The sequence below is a fragment of the Methylopila musalis genome, from assembly GCF_042679725.1.
GTDB classification, from domain to species: domain Bacteria; phylum Pseudomonadota; class Alphaproteobacteria; order Rhizobiales; family Methylopilaceae; genus Methylopila; species Methylopila musalis.
In genome coordinates, this window is the sequence record NZ_JBHTMX010000048.1 from 1 (window position 1) to 18,145 (window position 18,145).

Below are 18,145 nucleotides of genomic sequence, written 5' to 3' on the forward strand. Positions count from 1 at the left end.
CTGCCGCCGCGATGCACGACCGACAGCGTCTCGGCCTCCGCGGGCAGCGCCACGTCCGGGCCGTCCTCGTCGCCGATGGCCCATACGGTCGCCTCGGACGAGGCCGCGCCGCCGGCGGGGCGGGCGATCACCAGCGCGGGCGTCGGGGCCGGATGGCCTCCCGCCGGCAGGAAGGGCAGCCGCGCCATCACCCGGGGGCCGTCCGCGCCGAGCCCGTCCCACCACGGGCCGGCGGCTTCGGCGTCGATGCGCACCAGACCGAGATCGCCCGAGGCGCGGGCCACCGCCTCGACCACACGGGCCGGGGTGGCGTGGCCGGTGAGCGGCACGTCGAAGCCCACGTGGAAGCGGGCGAGATCGTGCATGGCGAGGGCGTCGGAGCCCTGCTCCACATGCAGGGTGAAGGGCGCCTGCACATGGGTGAAGGTGGCGATGATGGTGCGCCAGAGATGCTCGGCGGTGGCGAGCGGCAGCCGTCCCTCGTGCCGGTCGGCGAGGCGGCGCATCATCTCGGCCTCGCGCGCGGGGCGGAAGGCGGAGCCGGTCTCGGAGGTGCGCTTGATGGCGACCAGCCGGTCGATCACGGCGCCGCGCTCCATCAGCAGACGGTGCATCGCCTCGTCGATCCGGTCGATATCGCGGCGGATCTCGGTCAGCGGATCGGTGGCGGCGTCGTTCATCGGGCTCGTCTTGGCAAGGGTCGAAGGCGCGGGCGCGCCGGGGCGCACTGTCATAGACGAGGCGGGGCGCCAAAACAAACGGCGGCCCCGCGGGGCCGCCGTGACGTGAGCGTCGGGCCGGCGATCGTTCAGAGCGCGTGGCCGAAGCGGGCGAAATGCTCGTCGGGGGCGAAAGCGCAGATCAGGTCGCGGGCGACCTCGTCCTGGGCGAGGCGGGCGGCGCGCACCACTTCGCCGAGGCCGAAGAAGCCGTGGGTGACGCCCTCCACATCCACCGCATTCACCGCGACGCCGCTCTCGCGCAGCGTTTCCGACAGCGCCCAGCCCTCCGAGCGGAGCGGGTCGATCTCGGCGGTGACGATGGTGGCCGGCGGCAGCCCGGCGAGATCGGCGCGGCCGATCAGGTCGATGCGCGGATCGCTGCGCGACGCGGCGTCGGGAAGCGCGTGATCCAGCAGCCAGCCCATCATGGCCCGGTCCAGCGGCCGGGCGTGGGCGTTGATCACGTAGGACGCGGCCTCCATGTCGACGCCCGCGAGCGGCGTCACCAGCGCCTGCCGGAGCGGCGGCGGCAGGCCGAGATCGCGCGCGGCGACGCAGGCGTGGAGCGCCAGATTGGCCCCCGCGCCCTCGCCCATCACCACGATGCGGTCCGGATCGCCGCCGATGCGGTCCGCGTCGTCCAGCAGCCAGCGATAGGCCGCCACCGCGTCGTCATGGGCGGCGGGGAACGGACGCTCGGGCGCGCGGGCGTAGTCCACCGACACGACCATGCCGCCGGTCCGCGCCGCCATGGCGCGGGCGCCGGCGTCGCAGCCGTCGATGTCCGACAGCACGAAGCCGCCGGCGTGGAAGTAGAGCGTCACCGGCAGCGCGCCGCCGGCCTCGCGCGGGCGGTAGAGCCTGGCCGGGCGGCGGCCGGACGCGGCCATGTAGGTCACGTCATGGACGGCGACGCCGCCCGCGACCGGGGCCACGCCGAGCTTCGCCGCGCGGGCTTTCAGCGCGTCGGCGAGCGTGGGCTGGCGGCGGGCCTCAGCCGGCGTCAGGTCTTCGATCGGCTCGGGGTCGAGGCGGCGAAGCTCCTCGATCACCTCGGCCATGTCCTGGTCGGCGCGGGCGAGCGGATCGGACGGCGCCGCGCCCAGAAAGCGGTTCACCCGCTGGCCGAGGGAAGGAGGTCTTACGTCGTCGATGCTGTCCAGATAGGGCATGGCGCGTCTCCTCGCTTGAAGATCGAGACGGCGCCGCCGTTCTGTCGCGGTGTTGCTGTCGCGCCGCCTGTACGACTACGTAGTGTAACGTAGTTCTTCCGGCGCGATAGAGGTCGATGTTGCTGCGGCGCAACAGAAATGCGCCGCTCCGCATCACATGTCAGTCGGTCCGGGTCTTGATCCTCTCGGCGAAGGCCGCGTCGAGCTTTGCGGCCAGCGCCGCGTAATTCTCGTCGAAGTGATGGCCGCCCGGCTCCTCGAGCCGCGACGAGGGCGGGAAGACGTCCGTGGCGCAGGCCACGTCGTTGTCCTTCTCCTCCAGCTCGTCCTTGCCGTAGACGCAGAGCACCCGCTCCATGGGCAGGCCGGCGGCGGGCTTCAGCACGTCGTGCTCGCCCGAGCCGACCCCGAGCCAGCCGGAGACGCTGAGCTCGAAATCCGCGGTCTTGGACAGGCCGAGCAGCGCGATCAGGCGCACGTCGTCCCGCACCTGCTTCGACAGCCGCCCCCAGGCGAAGGGCAGCACGTCCGCGCCGAAGGAGTAGCCGGCGAGCATCACGTTCTTCGCCTTCCACTGCGGGCCGTAGCGGGCGATGACGGCTTCGAGGTCCTCGCCCATCTCCCGGGGGGACTTCTCGTTCCAGAAGTAGCGCAGGGTGTCGACGCCCACGACGCCGAAGCCTCGCTGCTGCAGGTCCTCGGCCAGCGTCTTGTCGAGATCGCGCCAGCCGCCGTCGCCAGCGTAGACCACCGCGAGCCCCTTCGGGGTCGCGCCGGTCGGCGGGTAGAGCACCAGCGGCAGGGCGTCCACCGCGTCCGGATCGCCGCCGCCCACGTCCATCGCCGCGTCGCGGGCGGCGGCCGCCATGTCGGCGTCGGCCGGCTGCTCCACCACGTCGCCGGTCGGCAGCGGCTCCACGAAGTCCTTCACCGCCTGCGGGGCCGGGCCTTTGGTCAGCACGCGCCACTCGCCCTTGAGGCCGCCCGGCGTGTCGGCGCCCAGCACCAGATCGGCGCCGTCGCGGGTCTCGGTCGCCGGCCCGTCGCAGAGCGGCTTCGGCAGCGGGATCCGGCCGGTGAAGCCCACCGAGACCGCGCCCGAGAACATGTTGGCCGGCGCCTGCGCCAGCGCCGCATAGGCGATGTCCGCGCCCTTGCCGACGCCGAGCAGCACGGGGAAACGGTAGGTCTTGAGGCCAAGCTCCTTGCCGGCGAGGCGCGACCAGTCCTCGATGTCGCCGGGCAGGAACAGGCACTCCTCCGTCTCCTTCCCAAGCCCCTGAAGGTAGCGCGGCAGGTCGACGCCCAGCACCATGGCGCCCTGCCCCGCGAGCGCCTCCGCCTCCGCCGCGCGGGCGGGCGTCCAGCCGTCGAGGTCGGAGATCAGCGCCACGATGGCCTTGGGCTCCCCCACCGGCGCCACCACGGGCACCTGGTCCAGCGTCTCGTTGCGGGAGACCACCCGGCGAAGATCGTCGGCGAAGGCCGGCGCGCAGGCGCCCGCGAGCGCCAGAGCGAGAACGGCGGCGCGAAGGCTCATGCGGCGGTCTCCGTCTCGGGCGTTTCGCTCCGCGCCGCCTCGACGCGCTTCGGCGCGCCGCCGATCAGCGAGGTCACGTCCAGCAGGATCTGGGGCAGCACCCAGCCGCCGGGACAGGCGAGATAGCGGGGCTCCCATACCGGATCGAACTTCTCTTTGTAGGTCCGCAGACCCTCGAAATTGTAGAAGTTGTCGCCGTAGCGGAACAGGAAGGCGCCGACCCGGTTCCAGGTGGGGCCGAGCGGATGGTCCACGAGGCCGGACAGCGGCGCCATGCCGAGGTTGAACCAGCGATAGCCGTCGGCCTTGGCGCGGATCATCAGGCGCACGAACAGCGCGTCCATCACGCCCTTGGGCGCGTCGGGGGCGTAGCGCATCAGGTCGACGGTCGCCTCGTCCTTGTCCGCGCCGTACCACATGTTGGCGAAGGCCACGACGCGGCCGCCATGGCGCACCACCGCCATGTCGAAATGGCGGAGATAGGGCTCCGACCAGAAGCCGAGCGAGAAGCCCTTCTCGCCGGCCTTCTTGGAGGCGAGCCAGGCGTCGGAGACCTGCTTCAGCTCCGGCAGCAGCGCGCGCGCCGCGTCGCGGGGCACGATCTCGACCTCGATGCCCTCCTTGGTCGCCTTACGGTCCACGTAGCGCCACTCGTAGCCGGCCTTGCCCTCGAGCGTGAAGCGGCCGAGGTCCACGCGCGCCTCCTCGCCGAGCTTCAACAGCGACAGGCCGAGGTCGAGATAGGTGGGCAGCTTCGCCGCGCTCGCCTGATAGAACACCGGCCAGCCGCCATGCTGGTCCGCAAGCTCCCGGAACGCCCACAGCAGCTCCGAGGTGCGGTCGGCGCGGCCGACGGGATCGCCCATGGCGACCCAGCTCCGCCCCTGCACCTGGTACATGATGAAGGCGTCGCCGGCGTCGGAGAACAGGAAGCGCTTGTCGCCGAGAAAGGCCAGGTTGGCGTCCGCCCGGGGCGAGGCGGCCACGATGTCGGCGAACCGGTCGGAGGTCTCCGCCACCTCCGACTTCGGCCGCGAGGGCCGGTGCAGCAGCGCGTGCAGGCCGATGGCGAGCGCCGCGACGCCGGCCGCGAGGCTCGCGCGCAGGAAGCGCGGCGCGTCGCCGCGATAGGCGAACTCCCACCACAGGTCGTTGGAGTAGCCCACGTTGCGATAGGCGAAGAAGCCGAGCCAGATCGAGCCGGCGAGCACGATCGCCACCGCCGCGAGCCACGCCGGCGCCAGATCCTGGTCCCACAGCGAGGCGCGGCGGTAGAAGGCGCGCCGGTTGACCGTGAGCAGCGACAGCACCACGCCGAGCACCACCGCCTCCTCGATGTCGCCGCCCTTGGCGAGCGAAAAGGCGAGGCCGGCGGCGAGCAGGAGCTGCGCGAGGCGGTAGGCGGTGTCGAGCCGGCGGAACAGGCCGCGCGCCACCACCAGCAGCACCACGCCGACGACGCTCGCCAGCAGATGCGACGCCTCCACGAAGGGCAGCGGCACGAAGGAGCGCAGCACGTGGAGACGGTCGGTCTCCGCCGGCAGCGCGCCCGACACCAGCAGCACGATGCCGCCGAGGAACACCGCCGAGCCCAGCACGATGGGCGCGACGGGCCGCATCACCGCCGCCAGCATGACGCCCGCGCGGTGGAAATAGCCCTTGCGGCGGGCGAGTTCGGAGGCGCCCAGCAGGCCGAGCGCCAGCGTGAAGGGGATCAGGTAGTAGATCACCCGCCACAGCAGCAGGCTCGCCAGCACCGCGTCGGTCGGCAGGTTCGGCAGCGCCAGCAGCACGGTCGCCTCGATCACGCCGGCGCCGCCGGGCGCGTGGCTCAGCATGCCGAGCGTCATCGCCACCACGAACAGCGCGGCGAAGGTGGGGAAGGCGATCACGGCGCTCGGGGGCAGCAGCACCCACAGCGCGAAGGAGGCGCCGAGCAGGTCGACCAGCCCGATGATGATCTGCGCGCCGGTGGACTTCACGCCTGGCAGCGCCAGCCGGTAGCCCTCCACCGTGACCGCCCGCTCCCGGCGGGAGATCCAGATCAGATAGGCCGCGAGCGCCGCGAGGATGGCGAGGCCGAGCGCCATGTTGACCGACACCGGCAGGCCGTCGAGCCGGGAGACGTCCGGCGCCTCGGTGACGAGGCCGAGCGCCAGCGTGAAGAAGATGCCGAGCCACAGCGTCAGCGCCGAAATGGCGGTGATGGCCGCGACCTCCGCCGCGCCAAGCCCCGCGCCGGCGTAGATGCGGTAGCGCACCGCGCCCGCCACCAGAAGCTGGAAGCCGATGGTGTAGCTCAGCGCGTAGCCGGTGAAGGAGGCGAGCGCCGCGATCGGATAGCCCACGTCCTTGCGCTTGATGTGCCGGATGCCGAACCAGTCGTAGCCCGTCAGCGCCACATAGCTCGCGGCGGTGGCGGCGAGCGCGATCCCGAGCGTGCTCCAAGGCGTGGAGGCGATGGCGAGCTTGACGTCGTCGAGCTTCACCTCCTCCACCAGCTTGTGGAGCACCACCAGCACCACGGCGAACAGACCAAGCGAGGCGAGCGCGCCGATGGTGCGCCAGGGCAGGCGGGCGGCCAGCGCCCTCAGCTTCGGAAAGCTCTGGCCCGCCGGCTGGTCGGACATCACAAGGCCGCCGCCGGGCCCCGCGCGCTCTTCGGGCGGCGGCGGCGTCTGAGCTGCGGGCTCGAGGTCCGTCTCGGTGGGTCGGGACATGTCAGCCAATGCCTTCGCGAACGACATCAAACAGGGCGGCGGGCGCGCGCAGACATGGCACGGAAAATCACGGCGGACATAGGGCGGATTTTAACCGGAGCGCGATTACCACCATGAACGAACGTCGCGCACGCCTTCGTCGCGCGGCGCGTCCGGCCCCGGTCGAGGGGCGCCCGGCGGACCGGAGACATCATGGCGACCGCACCCATCAGTCTCGTGACAGGAGCCTCCCACGCCATGCCGGAGAAGCCGCTCGTTCCCCTCGCCGTGGACGTGGACGGCACGCTGCTGCGCGGCGACCTGCTCGCCGAGCAGGCGCTGGCCTTTCTCCGGGGCAACCCGCTCCGCATCGTGCTGCTGCTGGTCTGGCTCGTCGGCGGCCGCGCGGCGCTGAAACGCAAGCTCGCCGAGCGGGTGGAGCTCGACGCCGAGGCGCTGCCCATCAACGAGGAGCTGGTGGCCTTCATCGAGGCCGAGCGCGCCAAGGGCCGCGAGGTCCACATCGCCACCGCCTCGGACGCCATGGCCGCCGCCGCGCTCGCCCGCCGCTTCACCTTCGTGGACGGGCTGATCGCGAGCGACGGCGTCTCCAACCTGAAGGGCGAGACCAAGGCCGCCGCGCTCAGGGCCCGCTTCCCCGGCGGCTTCGCCTATGCGGGCGATTCATCCGCCGACCTGCCGGTGTGGCGCGCCGCGCAGGAAAGCGTGGTGGTCGGCGCCTCCGCCTCGACCCTCAAGGCGGCGGAAGCCATCCGCCCGCCGCTCGCGGTGCTGCCCCGGCCGAAGGCGGGTCTCAAGACCGTGCTGAAGGCCGCGCGCGTCCACCAGTGGGCCAAGAACGCCCTGGTGTTCGTGCCCATGGTGCTGGGCGGCGAGGCGCTCGATCCGAACACCTGGGGCGTGGTGGCCGTCGGCTTCGTGCTGCTTGGGATCCTCGCCTCCTCGACCTATGCGCTGAACGACCTCTGGGACCTGAACGACGACCGTCGCCACTGGTCGAAGCGGGAGCGCGCCTTCGCCAGCGGCCGGCTGCCGATCGCGGCCGGGCTCATCGCGGCGCCGCTCGGGATCGCGGTCGCGCTGATCGGCGGCGCGCTGATCTCGTGGAGCGTGTTCGCGGCGCTGTCCGCCTATCTCGTCGTCACCCTCGCCTATTCCTTCCGCCTGAAGCGCGTCGCGGTGCTGGACGTGTTCACCCTCGCCGCGCTGTTCACGCTGCGGCTCGTCATCGGCGTCGCGCTCGCGGGCGTGCCGGGCTCGCCCTGGCTGCTGGTGTTCTCGATGTTCATCTTCGCGTCGCTGTCCTTCGCCAAGCGCCACACCGAGATGGCGCGCGTTGCCCAGTCGGGCGCCACCAAGGCGAGCGGGCGCGGCTATGTGGCGGCGGACGTGCCGTTCCTGATCTGCATGGGCACCGCCACCGGCATGTCCGCGGTGCTGGTCATGGTGCTCTACATCTTCAACGAGGCGTTCCCCGCCGGCATGTACCAGTCGCCGCAGGCGCTGTGGGTGTTCCCCTGCGTGCTGTTCCTGTGGCTCGGCCGCGTCTGGGTGCTGTCCGGCCGCGACGAGCTGCACGACGATCCCGTGGCCTTCGCGGTGCGGGACCGCGCCTCGATCGCGCTCGGTGGGATCATGGGCCTCGCCTTCCTCGCGGCGGTCGCGCCGGTCGGCCGGTTCTGGTGAGGCCGCGATGCCCGCATCCCTCCTCGCCGCGGCGCTGCCGCCCGCCCTGCGCGCCCGCATGACCCCGGCCGAACTCCGGCGCATCGGCCGCTTCCTGCTCGCCGGCGGCTTCGCCGCCTTCGTGAACTGGGCGGCGCGCTTCCCGCTGAACCTGATCATGCCGTTCGAGGCCTCGGTGCTCGCGGCCTACGGCGTCGGCATGGTGGTGGGCTTCTTCCTCTACCGGCTGTTCGTGTTCGAGGCGAAAACCGGCGACGCGCGCTCCCAGCTCTGGAAGTTCCTGGTGGTGAACGCGGTCGGCGCGGTGGAGGTGTGGCTGCTCACTGTCCTGTTCGCGCGGCATCTCGCGCCCGCGCTCGGCTGGACGCTGTGGGTGGAGCCGATCTCCCACGCCGCCGCCATCGGCATCGGCGCCGCCACCAGCTATGTGGGCCACCGGCTGCTGACCTTCCGCGGCGTCTGAGCGCGCGGCGGGCGATTGCAATCCCGGCGGGGAAGACCAGATAATCCACGCGTCCCCGCTGGAGTTCCCGCCCGATGTTCAACCGCACCCGCCTGATCGTCGCCGTCATCGCCCTGTGCGCGGTGCTGCCGGGCGCGGCCTTCCTGCACCACTACCTGCCGCGGCACGACGTGGTGCGCATCGTCGGCGTCGAGAACCGGCGCGTGGACATGTCCGGCAAGCCGCTGCAGGGCGGCGACCGGCCCCAGACCGGCCGGGACGTCTATTACGTCTACGCCGAGCGCGTGAGCGCGGACCCCGCCGTCAAGACCGACCGTCCCCGCGTCTACCGCAACGAGGACACCGGCTGGGGCTTTCCGTTCTACCTCAAGTTCGACAGCGCCGACGAGCAGGCCATCGCCGCCGCCATCGCCAACGACCGGGGCACCGCCGTCGTCACCTATTACGGCTGGCGCATCAACATGTTCTCCATGTTCCCTAACATCATCAACATCCGGCGCGCCGAGCCGGACGTGACGATCGTGCCCTGGTTCAACATCGTGTTCTTCACGTTCTGGGGCGTGATCGCGCTGCTGGTGATCCGCCGCGCCCGCCGGGCCTGACCGCCCGCGTCCGTCGACGCTCTCGCTCCAGACTACCGATACATCCGACGCCCGAACGAAGGTCGGGCGCCGCGCCCATGCGCGACCTTCTGGCTCACCCCCCGTTCCTGAGCTAGAGTTTTTCTAACTCAGGCTTCCTCGTACGACTTTCGTCGTATAAGCCGATGATCAGCTGCGTCCGTCCGGGTCCGGGTCCGGCTCAGCGTTTGCGACCCGCCGCGGTCCTCTTTGGGGGCTCTCTCGCGGCGCGACCGATCGATGCTGGAGGAAGACCTATGAACGAACTCGACATCCGGACTCCGTCCGAAGCCGCGCTCACCGACCGCCGCAACTTCATCCGCTTTCTCGCCGCAAGCCCGGTCCTCACCCCCACCGCCATGAGCGCGCTGGTGAGCGCCCTCGCCGCCGGCGTGTCCGGCGAGGCGGCGGCCCAGAGCTACGACGTGCTGCGCGCGCCGCAGCAGAAGGCGGTGGACGGGATCATCACCGCGCCCGAGCAGGCGCTGAACGTGTTCGACTTCGAGCCCGCCGCCAAGAAGGCGCTGCCGCCGGCCCATTACGGCTATCTGGCGAGCGGCGTGGACGGCGACGCCACCCTGCGCCTCAACCACGAGGCGTTCGACGAGATCGCGATCCGGGTGCGCCGCCTGATCGACGTGCGCAAGGTGGACACCAGCGTCACGCTGTTCGGCCAGACCTACCCGACGCCGATCCTGCTGGCGCCGGTTTCCAGCCAGGGTGCCTTCCATCCGGAGGCGGAGGCCGCGGTCGCCCGCGCCGCCAAGGTGACCGGCAACGGCGTCATCCTGTCGACGGTCGGCTCCACCTCGATCGAGGACGTCACCGAGGCCCGCGGCGCCCCCGTCTGGTACATGCTCTACCCGACCGACGACTGGTCCGTCACCGAGGCGCTGGTGAAGCGCGCCGAGGCCGCCGGCGCGCCGGCGATCGTGCTGACCGTGGACCGCCAGGGCGGCCGCAACACCGAGACCCTGTTCCGCTTCCGCCGCGACGACACCCGCGACTGCAAGGGCTGCCACGCCGGCGGCTTCGCCAACGAGGTCTCCCGCAAGCCGATGTTCGACGACCTGGACGTCTCCAAGGTCACCAACCTCTACGGCACCGGCATGACCTGGGACTTCGTGGACCGGCTGCGCAAGATCGTGAAGGGCAAGCTGGTGCTGAAGGGCATCGTGACCCGCGAGGACACCGAGATCGCCCTCAAGCACGGCGTGGACGCCATCATCGTCTCCAACCACGGCGGCCGCGCCGAGGAGAGCCTGGAGCCCACCATCCGCGCCCTGCCAGAGGTGGTGGCCGCCGCCAACGGCCAGATCCCGATCCTGATCGACGGCGGCTTCCGCCGCGGCACCGACGTGCTGAAGGCGCTCGCCCTCGGCGCCTCCGCCGTCTGCGTCGGCCGGCCCTACTGCTGGGGCCTCGCGGCCTTCGGCGAGCCGGGCGTCGCCGCCGTGCTCGCCATCCTGCAGCGGGAGTTCGTGACCATCATGAAGCAGGTGGGCGCGACCAAGCTATCCGAGATCACCAAGGACTCCGTGATCGTCCGCTCCTGAGCCGCCCCGCCCGTCACGACCTCGGCGCGAAGGGCGCGCGGCCATCCGCCGCGCGCCCTTCGTCCGTTTCAGGCGGTCGGCGGAGGCGACCGTGGGACGAGACGATTTTTGATGCGGCGGCCGGGCGCTTCGTCAAAACTGGCGGGCGAATCCGCCGGCTAAGGCCACCCGCGCGGCGACGGCGCCGGTCCGCGCCGCCCTCCCCTTCAGGCAGACGCATGCAGCCGCTCGACCTGACCCCTCCGCTGGACGCCGGCGCAGACCAGCGGGACGCCGCCATCCCCGGCCGCTGCATGCTGATGAACGGGCAGGAGTTCGCCTGCGAGGCGCTGCGGGTGTCGCTGCACATGGCGGTCATCATCGCCGCCCCGCCCATGACGCCGGACGCGCGCGTCATCTGCTACCTCAACGACATCGGCATCCTGCGCGGCTGGGTGGACCGGCTGATCCCCCACGGCTTCGTGCTGCGGCTCGACGTGCGCGAGGACCGCCGGGCCCGGCTCGCCGCCAGCCTGGAATGGCACTCCAACCGGGCGGCGCTGGCGGAGGCCCAGCGGATCGCGCCGCGCATCGTGCCGATCGAGCGCAAGGTGGAGATGCGGCTCGGCGAGGCGCTGGTGTTTCCGGGGCTGATCCTGGACCTGTCGGTGTCCGGCGCGGCGATCCTGATGAAGCCGGCGCACATCCCGTTCGTGGGCTCCGTGGTGCGGGCGGGCCGCCGCCCCGCCACCGTGGTCCGCGCCTTCGACAAGGGCGTGGGCGTGCAGTTCCGGGAGCCGATCCCCTCCGCCGCCTTCAGCGAGCACATCGTGCTGTGAGCGCCCGGCCGCCGGGCTGAGAGCCGGGCATCTCGATCATATCCGGATCTGAAAACGAAAGAGGCGGCTCCGACATGACCGGAACCGCCTCTTTCAGAATGGTGGGCGTGACAGGGATCGAACCTGTGACCCCTACGATGTCAACGTAGTGCTCTCCCGCTGAGCTACACGCCCTGACCCGCCGACGAATCGGCGAAGCCGGAAACCTGTTCGCGAACCGCTGCGGGGCGGCCCGGAGTGACGGGGGCTATATCGGATCGCCCCGGCGCTTGCAAGTCGTGGCGGCGATCAATCGCGCCGCTGCTCCCGTCGCTTGCGCAGCTGGCCGAACAGCCAGATCGGCGCGCAGACCAGCGCCCCGATCACCAGCCCCTGTCCGACGCCTTCGAAGCCCGGCCGGTCCAGCACGCCGGAGAGGCCGAGCCCCAGCGCCGCGACCAGCATCAGCGGCGGCAGCAGGCCGCGCGGCGGCGTCACGCCGCCAGCAGCTTGTCGACCTCGTTCACCAGCTCCCGCAGATGGAACGGCTTCGAGAGGATCTTGGCGTCCTTCGGCGTCTGGGAATCCGGGTTGAGCGCCACGGCCGCAAAGCCCGTGATGAACATCACCTTGATGTCGGGGTCGAGCTGGGTGGCGCGCCGGGCGAGCTCGATGCCGTCCATCTCGGGCATCACGATGTCGGTGAGCAGCAGCTCGAACGGCTCTTCCCGCAGCCGGTGATAGGCGGAGAGGCCGTTGTCGAACGAGACCACCGCATGGCCGGCGTTCTCGAGCGCCTTGACCAGAAAGCGGCGCATGTCGTCGTCGTCTTCCGCGAGAAGGATCTTGGAGTTCGGTTGCACGGGAGAAGAAATCCTGCGTTCGGACGATCGTCACGAGTCATCCCATAAGCGCGGGCTCTGGTAAACAGACCGTTTCGCCCGCGCCCCGCCATGGACAGCGGCGTCACGGATCGGCAACATGACGCTCCGAGCCCCCTCCCCCCGCCGTTTTCGAGGCCGCTCCGCTCCGTGACGCAGTCCGCCCTGCCCGACGCGCCCGATCCGGCCTACGACATCGCGTCGCCGGACCACCCGACCTCGCCGACGGTGTTCAACTCGCCGCATTCGGGCGCGGTCTATCCGCCGAGCTTCCTCGCGGCCTCCCGTCTCGATTCGCGCGCCCTGCGCCGGTCAGAGGACGCGTTCGTGGACGAGCTGTTCGCAGCCGCCCCCCTGGCCGGCGCGCCGCTGATGCGGGCGCTGTTCCCCCGCGCCTATCTCGACGTGAACCGCGAGCCGTACGAGCTCGACCCGCGCATGTTCGAGGGCCGGCTGCCGCCCTTCGCCAACACCCGCTCGGTGCGGGTGGCGGGCGGGCTCGGCACCATCGCCCGAATCGTCGGCGAGGCGCAGGAGATCTACGGCCGGCGCCTGCCCGTCGCCGAGGCGCTGGCGCGCATCGAGACCCTGTACAAACCCTACCACCGCACGCTGTCGCGGCTGATCGCCCGCGCGCACCGCGCCCATGGCGTGGCGCTGCTGGTGGACTGCCACTCCATGCCCTCCACTGGCGGCGTCCGGGACGACAAGCCGGTTCCGGACATCGTTCTGGGCGATCGGTACGGCGTGAGCTGCAGCCCCGCGATCGTCGATCTGGCGGAGCGCACCCTGCGGGACGCGGGCTTCACCGTGGCCCGCAACCGGCCTTACGCCGGCGGCTACATCACCGAGCATTACGGGGCGCCGCCGAGCGGCTTCCACGCCCTGCAAATCGAGGTGAATCGCGGCCTCTACATGGACGAGCGCGTCCATGCCCGCCTGCCCGTGTTCCGGGACGTCGCCGCGCGGCTGACCCTCTTTGTGAACGCTATGGCGGAGGCGCCGCTGACGGCGCTCGGGGGGAGCCGCCTCGCCGCGGAGTGACGCGGCGCCGGGCTCGAACATTGTTTTAATCGATACTGCTATCGCTCAATACGAAAAACGCTTGCAAAGCCGATCCGGCTCGGCCAATGTCCGCCCTGCCCCGGACGCAAGAAGAAAAAAGGCCGCCCGCGCAAGCGCAGGGCGGCCAAAGTCTAGGGAGGAAACGCCCAAGGAGGGCAGCGACAACGATCAGAGATCGGCTTGTCGCACCGCAAAAAGATGCGGCCGCGCCGCACAAAAATCAAGGCCATAAGGCCACCTGTCGCCGGCCGTGACATTACGTCGCGCTTGCCGGCGATTTCTTTTGCGCATCCGCCTGCTCGTCCCGGCCCTCGCACTTGCCCAACGACCGCTTTCGCGCTTTCTCGACGCGCCGGCCGTCGGCCCCTCGGCGGCGCTTCGGGAGACCGCTGATGACGCCCGTGGACTTCTCCGCCTTCGTGGATCGTCTGGCCACCGCCTCCGGCGAGGCGATCCTGCCGTTCTTCCGGACGTCGCTCGGGGTGGAGAACAAGCTGCGCGAGGGCTTCGACCCGGTCACCGCCGCCGACAAGGCCGGCGAGACCGTGATGCGCGCGCTGATCCGGGACACCTTCCCCGAGCACGGCGTGATCGGCGAAGAGCATGGCGACGAGCGCGAGGACGCCGAGTTCGTTTGGGTGCTGGACCCAATCGACGGCACCCGCTCCTTCATCCTCGGCATGCCGATCTGGGGCACGCTGATCGGCCTCACCCGCGGCGGCCACCCCTGCTACGGCATGATGAGCCAGCCCTATGTGGGCGAGCGCTTCCACGGCGACGGCTCCAGCGCCACCTGGCGCGGGCGCACCGGCGAGCGGCGGCTGCGCGCGCGCGCCTGCCCGCGGCTCGAAGACGCCATGCTGATGTCCACCTCCCCCACCATGTTCACCGAAGAGGAGCGCGCGCTGTTCGACGCCGTCTCGGTGGACGCAAAGCTCACCCGCTGGGGCGGCGACTGCTACGCCTACTGCATGCTGGCGGCGGGCCATGTGGATCTGGTGATCGAGGCGGACCTGAAGCCGTTCGACATCGTGGCGCTGATCCCCATCGTGGAAGGCGCCGGCGGCGTGGTCACCACCTGGGACGGCGGCCCGGCCACCAATGGCGGCCGGATCATCGCCTCCGGCGACGAGCGCCTGCACGAGGCCGCCCTGAAGCGCCTCGCCGCCGGCTGAGGCGCGGGCGGCCCGCCGAGACCTCAGCCGGCGGCCACCCGCCCGACGAACCACGCCTGAGCGGACACGAGATCGTCCCGCGTCAGGCCGTGGCTCGCGAACAGGGTCTCGCGCGTCACCTGCGCGCCGGACGCCGTGAGCGCGGCCTCGAGCGCCGTCACGCTGTCGGGCGGGGCGATCGGATCGGCCACGCCGGACAGGTTCAGAACCGGCCTGCCGTCCAGCCGCGCCCGGGGCGGATCGCCCAGCACCGCCAGGGGCCGCAGCAGCGCGGCGCCCGCAAGCGCCTCCGGATGCAGCAGCAGGGTGGCGGCGGCGATGTTGGCGCCGTTCGAGTAGCCGAGCGCCACCGGCGCGCCGATCCCGTAGGCCGCGCGCGCCTCCGCGACGAAGCGCGCCAGATCGCCCGCCCGGCGGCGCACGTCCTCCTCGTCGAACACCCCCTCCGCCAAACGGCGGAAGAAGCGCGGCGCCCCGCGCTCCAACACCTGCCCCCGGGGCGACAGCAGCGCCGCTCCCGGCGCCGCCGCCGCGCCCAAGGGCAGCAGGTCGGTCTCGTCGCCGCCGGTGCCGTGCAGCAGCAGTACGGGCGGCGAACCCGGCCGTTCGGCCGGGCGGAACACATGCACGAACGACAGGTCACGCGCGTTCATGGCGGCCTCCTTCGGTTCGAGTTAAGATATTGATGCTTTTGCGAAGTTCTGGAATTGCGCGATCCCGGCTCCCGTCATGCCCGAGCGTATCTCGGGCATCCACGACTTGGGCGTCGACGTTTTCGCCCCATGGAAAGTCGTGGATACCCGCGCGAAGGCGCGGGCATGACGGTTGAGGCGGTTCGGACGCCGCCTCAACCGGGGCAGCCGCCCGCGCTCAGTCGAGCGGGGGCAGCCTTTCCTCGATCCGGGACCGCAGCCCCTCCAGCTGCGGCGGCAGCTTCAGCGCCTGCCCCAGCGTCGCCACCGGCTCGTCCACGGCGAAGCCGGGCGCGTCGGTGGCGATCTCGAACAGCACGCCGCCGGGCTCGCGGAAATAGACCGAGCGGAAGTAGTTGCGGTCCTTCTGCTCCGTCACCGCGATCCGGTGATCCGCCGCGAGCTTGCGCGCCATCGCCGCCTGCGCGGCGTCGTCCGCCGCCCGGAAGGCGATATGGTGCACGCCGCCCGCGCCCTGCCGGCCGGCGAGGAAGCCGCCGGCCACGTGCAGGTCCACGAAACGGCCGTAGGCCTCGCCCGGCGCCTCGTAGCGGATGACGCTGCCCTCGCGCCCCACCTCCGTCTGGCCGAACACGTCGGTCAGCACCGCGCCGGTGGCGGCGCCGTCGGCGAGCAGCAGGGTCACGCCGTGGAAGCCGCGGATGGCGTGCTCGGCGGGAACGCTCGCGCTGTCCCAGCCGGGCTCGCCCTCGGCCCCGTCGACGCCGACCAGGGCGAGCGCGAGGCCGTCCGGGTCCTTGAACGCGAGCGTGGTTTCGCCGAACCGGACCACCGGCGAGTCATGGGGGACGCCGGCCGACACCAGAGCCTGCGTCCACCAGCCGATCGAGGCGCGGGGCACCCGGAACGAGGTGCGCGAGGTCTCGCCGATCCCGACCCGGCCCGGACCGGCGTGATCCCAGGGGAAGAAGGTCAGGATCGAGCCCGGACGGCCGAGCTCGTCGCCGTAATAGAGGTGGTAGGTGCCGGGATCGTCGAAATTGACGGTCTTCTTCACCAGCCGCAGGCCGAGCACGCCCTCGTAGAAGCGGCGGTTGCGGGCGGCGGGGCCGCTGATGGCGGTGACGTGGTGGATGGCGGAGGCGCGGACGCCGGACGCGGTCATGGCGGAGCCCTTTCGTGGTCGGCTGAAAATTCCCTGCCGCCAAGATAAGGAGAGGCGCTAGGATATAAATGGAAACGATGGAAACTCATCGTTTCCGTCTGGAGCCTCTCATGCTGCCCGATTTCGAAGCCTGGGCCATCTTCGCCCGCGTCGCCGCGCGCGGCTCCTTCGCCCGCGCCGCGGAGGATCTCGGCCTGTCCAAGCCCACCGTCTCCAAGGCGGTGGCGCGGCTGGAGCGTCGGCTGGCGACGCCCCTCCTCCATCGCACCAGCCGGCGGCTGTCGCTCACCGAGGCCGGGAAAAGCGCGGCCGAGGACGCGGAGCGGATCGTCCGGGCCGGCGAAAGCGCCGAGGCGCAGGCCATGGCGGCCTCGGCGGCGCCGAGCGGGACGGTGCGGCTCGCAGCGCCCATGTCCTTCGGGCTCGCCCATGTGGCGCCCATCCTGCCGGAGTTTCTGGCCGCCCATCCGGACGTCGCCGTGGACCTGCACCTCGCCGACGCGCAGATCGACCTCATCGGCGAGGGGTTCGACGTCGGGCTCCGGATCGCGTCGCTTGCCGACAGCCGCCTGCGGGCCCGGCGGCTGTGCGAGGTCCGACGGCTGGTGGTGGGCGCGCCGGCCTATTTCGAGCGCATGGGCCGGCCGGAACGCCCGCGCGACCTCGCCGCCCACTCCTGCCTCGGCTACGCCTATCTGCCGGGCTGGGACCGCTGGCGCTTCTTCGACCGGGCGGGCGCGGAGGAGGCGGTCACCGTGTCCGGCCGCCTGCGGGCCAACAACGCCGACGCGCTGACCGCCAGCGTCCGGGCGGGCCTTGGCCTCGCGGTGCAGCCCGCCTTCATCGTCCATGACGACATCGCGGCCGGACGGCTGGAGGAGGTGATGGCCGACTGGGCCATGCCGCCGATCGCGCTGCATGTGGTGACGCCGCCCGGCGCCTTCCGCCCGGCGCGCGTCACCGTCCTGATCGACTTCCTCGTCCGCCGCCTCACCGCCGCCCCCTGGGCGCGCCCGCTGACGGAGGCGGCGTGAACCGGCCGACGGCGCGCCCAAAACGCGCGAAAGCCCCCGGCGCTTCGATCGCCGGGGGCTTTTTGCGTTCGGACACGTCGCGGCTTCGAGAGAGCCGTTCAGTCGTCGCGATAGACCTTTTCGCGGCGCTCGTGGCGCTCCTGGGCCTCGATGGAGAGCGTCGCGATCGGGCGCGCCTCCAGCCGGCGCAGCGAGATCGGCTCGCCGGTCTCCTCGCAATAGCCGTAGGACCCGTCCTCGATCCGCTCCAGCGCCGCGTCGATCTTGGCGATCAGCTTGCGCTGGCGGTCGCGGGCGCGCAGTTCGATGGCGCGGTCGGTCTCCGACGACGCCCGGTCCACGATGTCGGGATGATTCTGGTTCTCATCCTGAAGGTGCTCGAGGGTTTCGCGGCTCTCGCGGAGGATCTCTTCCTTCCAGTCGAGCAGCTTTGCGCGGAAATACTTCCGCTGCCGGTCGTTCATGAACGGCTCCTCTTCCGACGGCCGGTAGTCAGTCGCCAACTCGACGCTCATTGATCAGCCTCTGGCTATGCCGCTGCGCTGGTGCCAAGCGGCGCGGACTATAGCCACACACCGGCCCGTCTACAATTACGGAATTAACCGGAGAAGTGTTTGAAATTACATGATCTTTTTGGATTGACCAAATTCGAGGCTTAAGATCGCCCGCCGGCGCCGCCGTCACGGGCGCCGCGGATCGGCCTGCCGCAGCTTCGCCAGCTCCACCTGGGCGCGCAGATCGATGGCGGCGAGCGTGTCGTCGAGACCGGCGTCGCCGGTGGTCTCGCCGGCCTCGGCCAGCAGCGCGCGCAGCGCCTCGAGGCTCGCCGACCCGGCGCGGCCGTGGAGCATGTCCGCCTTCAGCGCCTCCAGCGCGTCCAGCAGCCCGCGCCCGCG

18 protein-coding genes and 1 tRNA gene are annotated in these 18,145 nt (G+C 71.2%); 8 read left to right on the top strand and 11 right to left on the bottom strand.

The genetic code is table 11. The features are described 5' to 3' along the window. From ACFQ4O_RS07745 to mprF, 4 genes are all read right to left on the bottom strand, one after another. On the bottom strand, positions 1–680 hold a 680-nt coding region (locus ACFQ4O_RS07745; RefSeq protein WP_378775126.1), incomplete at its 3' end, for a chorismate mutase. 128 nt (positions 681–808) lie between these two features. Continuing rightward, positions 809–1,894, bottom strand: a complete 1,086-nt coding sequence (locus ACFQ4O_RS07750) for an alpha/beta hydrolase (RefSeq protein WP_378775127.1) — start codon at positions 1,892–1,894, stop codon at positions 809–811. Positions 1,895–2,054: 160 nt separating this feature from the next. Continuing rightward, a complete protein-coding gene (locus ACFQ4O_RS07755; RefSeq protein WP_378775128.1) occupies positions 2,055–3,434 on the bottom strand; it encodes an AcvB/VirJ family lysyl-phosphatidylglycerol hydrolase in 1,380 nt (459 codons plus the stop codon). Next, a complete protein-coding gene (gene mprF / locus ACFQ4O_RS07760) occupies positions 3,431–6,154 on the bottom strand; it encodes a bifunctional lysylphosphatidylglycerol flippase/synthetase MprF (RefSeq protein ID WP_378775129.1) in 2,724 nt (907 codons plus the stop codon). The genes ACFQ4O_RS07755 and mprF overlap by 4 nt, the downstream gene beginning before the upstream one ends. Positions 6,155–6,346: 192 nt before the next feature. Here mprF and ACFQ4O_RS07765 point away from each other — a divergent pair, with 192 nt between their 5' ends. The 5 genes from ACFQ4O_RS07765 (at position 6,347) to ACFQ4O_RS07785 (ending at position 11,297) form a co-directional block, all read left to right on the top strand. Further along, on the top strand, positions 6,347–7,840 hold the full coding sequence (locus ACFQ4O_RS07765) for a UbiA family prenyltransferase (protein ID WP_378775130.1): 1,494 nt from the start codon (positions 6,347–6,349) through the stop codon (positions 7,838–7,840). 7 nt (positions 7,841–7,847) lie between these two features. After that, positions 7,848–8,303 carry a GtrA family protein gene (locus tag ACFQ4O_RS07770; RefSeq protein ID WP_378775131.1) on the top strand — a complete coding sequence of 152 codons (456 nt, stop codon included), beginning with the start codon at positions 7,848–7,850 and terminating at the stop codon, positions 8,301–8,303. A 74-nt stretch (positions 8,304–8,377) separates the two neighbouring features. Further along, positions 8,378–8,905 carry a DUF1523 family protein gene (locus tag ACFQ4O_RS07775; RefSeq protein ID WP_378775132.1) on the top strand — a complete coding sequence of 176 codons (528 nt, stop codon included), beginning with the start codon at positions 8,378–8,380 and terminating at the stop codon, positions 8,903–8,905. A gap of 275 nt (positions 8,906–9,180) precedes the next feature. Next, complete coding sequence (locus tag ACFQ4O_RS07780) at positions 9,181–10,479, top strand: alpha-hydroxy acid oxidase (protein WP_378775133.1); 1,299 nt, start codon at positions 9,181–9,183, stop codon at positions 10,477–10,479. A gap of 218 nt (positions 10,480–10,697) precedes the next feature. Next, positions 10,698–11,297: a PilZ domain-containing protein gene (locus ACFQ4O_RS07785; protein ID WP_378775134.1), complete on the top strand. Its 600-nt coding sequence runs from the start codon at positions 10,698–10,700 to the stop codon at positions 11,295–11,297. A gap of 99 nt (positions 11,298–11,396) precedes the next feature. On the opposite strand, the gene ACFQ4O_RS07790 is transcribed toward ACFQ4O_RS07785, so the two are convergent. From ACFQ4O_RS07790 to cpdR, 3 genes are all read right to left on the bottom strand, one after another. Beyond that, positions 11,397–11,471 (bottom strand) — tRNA-Val (locus ACFQ4O_RS07790). 114 nt (positions 11,472–11,585) lie between these two features. Then, entirely contained in the window at positions 11,586–11,774 is a 189-nt protein-coding gene (locus tag ACFQ4O_RS07795) for a hypothetical protein (protein ID WP_378775135.1), read from the bottom strand. Next, positions 11,771–12,139: a cell cycle two-component system response regulator CpdR gene (cpdR, locus tag ACFQ4O_RS07800; protein WP_378775136.1), complete on the bottom strand. Its 369-nt coding sequence runs from the start codon at positions 12,137–12,139 to the stop codon at positions 11,771–11,773. The genes ACFQ4O_RS07795 and cpdR overlap by 4 nt, the downstream gene beginning before the upstream one ends. A gap of 168 nt (positions 12,140–12,307) precedes the next feature. Between cpdR and ACFQ4O_RS07805 the strand changes: the two genes are divergently transcribed. Continuing rightward, on the top strand, positions 12,308–13,201 hold the full coding sequence (locus ACFQ4O_RS07805) for an N-formylglutamate amidohydrolase (protein WP_378775137.1): 894 nt from the start codon (positions 12,308–12,310) through the stop codon (positions 13,199–13,201). Positions 13,202–13,614: 413 nt separating this feature from the next. Beyond that, a complete protein-coding gene (gene hisN / locus ACFQ4O_RS07810) occupies positions 13,615–14,397 on the top strand; it encodes a histidinol-phosphatase (protein WP_378775138.1) in 783 nt (260 codons plus the stop codon). 23 nt (positions 14,398–14,420) lie between these two features. On the opposite strand, the gene ACFQ4O_RS07815 is transcribed toward hisN, so the two are convergent. After that, positions 14,421–15,050 (bottom strand): alpha/beta hydrolase, encoded by a 630-nt coding sequence (locus ACFQ4O_RS07815; protein ID WP_378775139.1) that lies wholly within the window; start codon positions 15,048–15,050, stop codon positions 14,421–14,423. Between the two features lie 217 nt (positions 15,051–15,267). Further along, positions 15,268–16,215 carry a ring-cleaving dioxygenase gene (locus ACFQ4O_RS07820; RefSeq protein WP_378775140.1) on the bottom strand — a complete coding sequence of 316 codons (948 nt, stop codon included), beginning with the start codon at positions 16,213–16,215 and terminating at the stop codon, positions 15,268–15,270. 110 nt (positions 16,216–16,325) lie between these two features. Here ACFQ4O_RS07820 and ACFQ4O_RS07825 point away from each other — a divergent pair, with 110 nt between their 5' ends. Then, complete coding sequence (locus ACFQ4O_RS07825; RefSeq protein WP_378775141.1) at positions 16,326–17,249, top strand: LysR family transcriptional regulator; 924 nt, start codon at positions 16,326–16,328, stop codon at positions 17,247–17,249. Between the two features lie 98 nt (positions 17,250–17,347). Here the strand turns inward: ACFQ4O_RS07825 and dksA are convergent, their stop codons facing one another. Together dksA and ACFQ4O_RS07835 are read right to left on the bottom strand one after the other, a co-directional pair. After that, complete coding sequence (gene dksA, locus ACFQ4O_RS07830) at positions 17,348–17,764, bottom strand: RNA polymerase-binding protein DksA (protein WP_378775142.1); 417 nt, start codon at positions 17,762–17,764, stop codon at positions 17,348–17,350. 165 nt (positions 17,765–17,929) lie between these two features. Continuing rightward, positions 17,930–18,145: flagellar assembly protein FliX (locus ACFQ4O_RS07835; protein WP_378775143.1), on the bottom strand; the 216-nt coding region annotated here is incomplete at its 5' end.

Coding starts and splice junctions, on each gene's coding strand:
- ACFQ4O_RS07785 (WP_378775134.1), top strand. CDS start 10,698: ATGCAGCCGCTCGACCTGACCCCTCCGCTGGACGCCGGCGCAGACCAG.
- ACFQ4O_RS07815 (WP_378775139.1), bottom strand. CDS start 15,050: ATGAACGCGCGTGACCTGTCGTTCGTGCATGTGTTCCGCCCGGCCGAA.
- ACFQ4O_RS07775 (WP_378775132.1), top strand. CDS start 8,378: ATGTTCAACCGCACCCGCCTGATCGTCGCCGTCATCGCCCTGTGCGCG.
- hisN (WP_378775138.1), top strand. CDS start 13,615: ATGACGCCCGTGGACTTCTCCGCCTTCGTGGATCGTCTGGCCACCGCC.
- ACFQ4O_RS07755 (WP_378775128.1), bottom strand. CDS start 3,434: ATGAGCCTTCGCGCCGCCGTTCTCGCTCTGGCGCTCGCGGGCGCCTGC.
- mprF (WP_378775129.1), bottom strand. CDS start 6,154: ATGTCCCGACCCACCGAGACGGACCTCGAGCCCGCAGCTCAGACGCCG.
- ACFQ4O_RS07770 (WP_378775131.1), top strand. CDS start 7,848: ATGCCCGCATCCCTCCTCGCCGCGGCGCTGCCGCCCGCCCTGCGCGCC.
- ACFQ4O_RS07780 (WP_378775133.1), top strand. CDS start 9,181: ATGAACGAACTCGACATCCGGACTCCGTCCGAAGCCGCGCTCACCGAC.
- ACFQ4O_RS07820 (WP_378775140.1), bottom strand. CDS start 16,215: ATGACCGCGTCCGGCGTCCGCGCCTCCGCCATCCACCACGTCACCGCC.
- ACFQ4O_RS07825 (WP_378775141.1), top strand. CDS start 16,326: ATGCTGCCCGATTTCGAAGCCTGGGCCATCTTCGCCCGCGTCGCCGCG.
- dksA (WP_378775142.1), bottom strand. CDS start 17,764: ATGAGCGTCGAGTTGGCGACTGACTACCGGCCGTCGGAAGAGGAGCCG.
- ACFQ4O_RS07750 (WP_378775127.1), bottom strand. CDS start 1,894: ATGCCCTATCTGGACAGCATCGACGACGTAAGACCTCCTTCCCTCGGC.
- ACFQ4O_RS07765 (WP_378775130.1), top strand. CDS start 6,347: ATGGCGACCGCACCCATCAGTCTCGTGACAGGAGCCTCCCACGCCATG.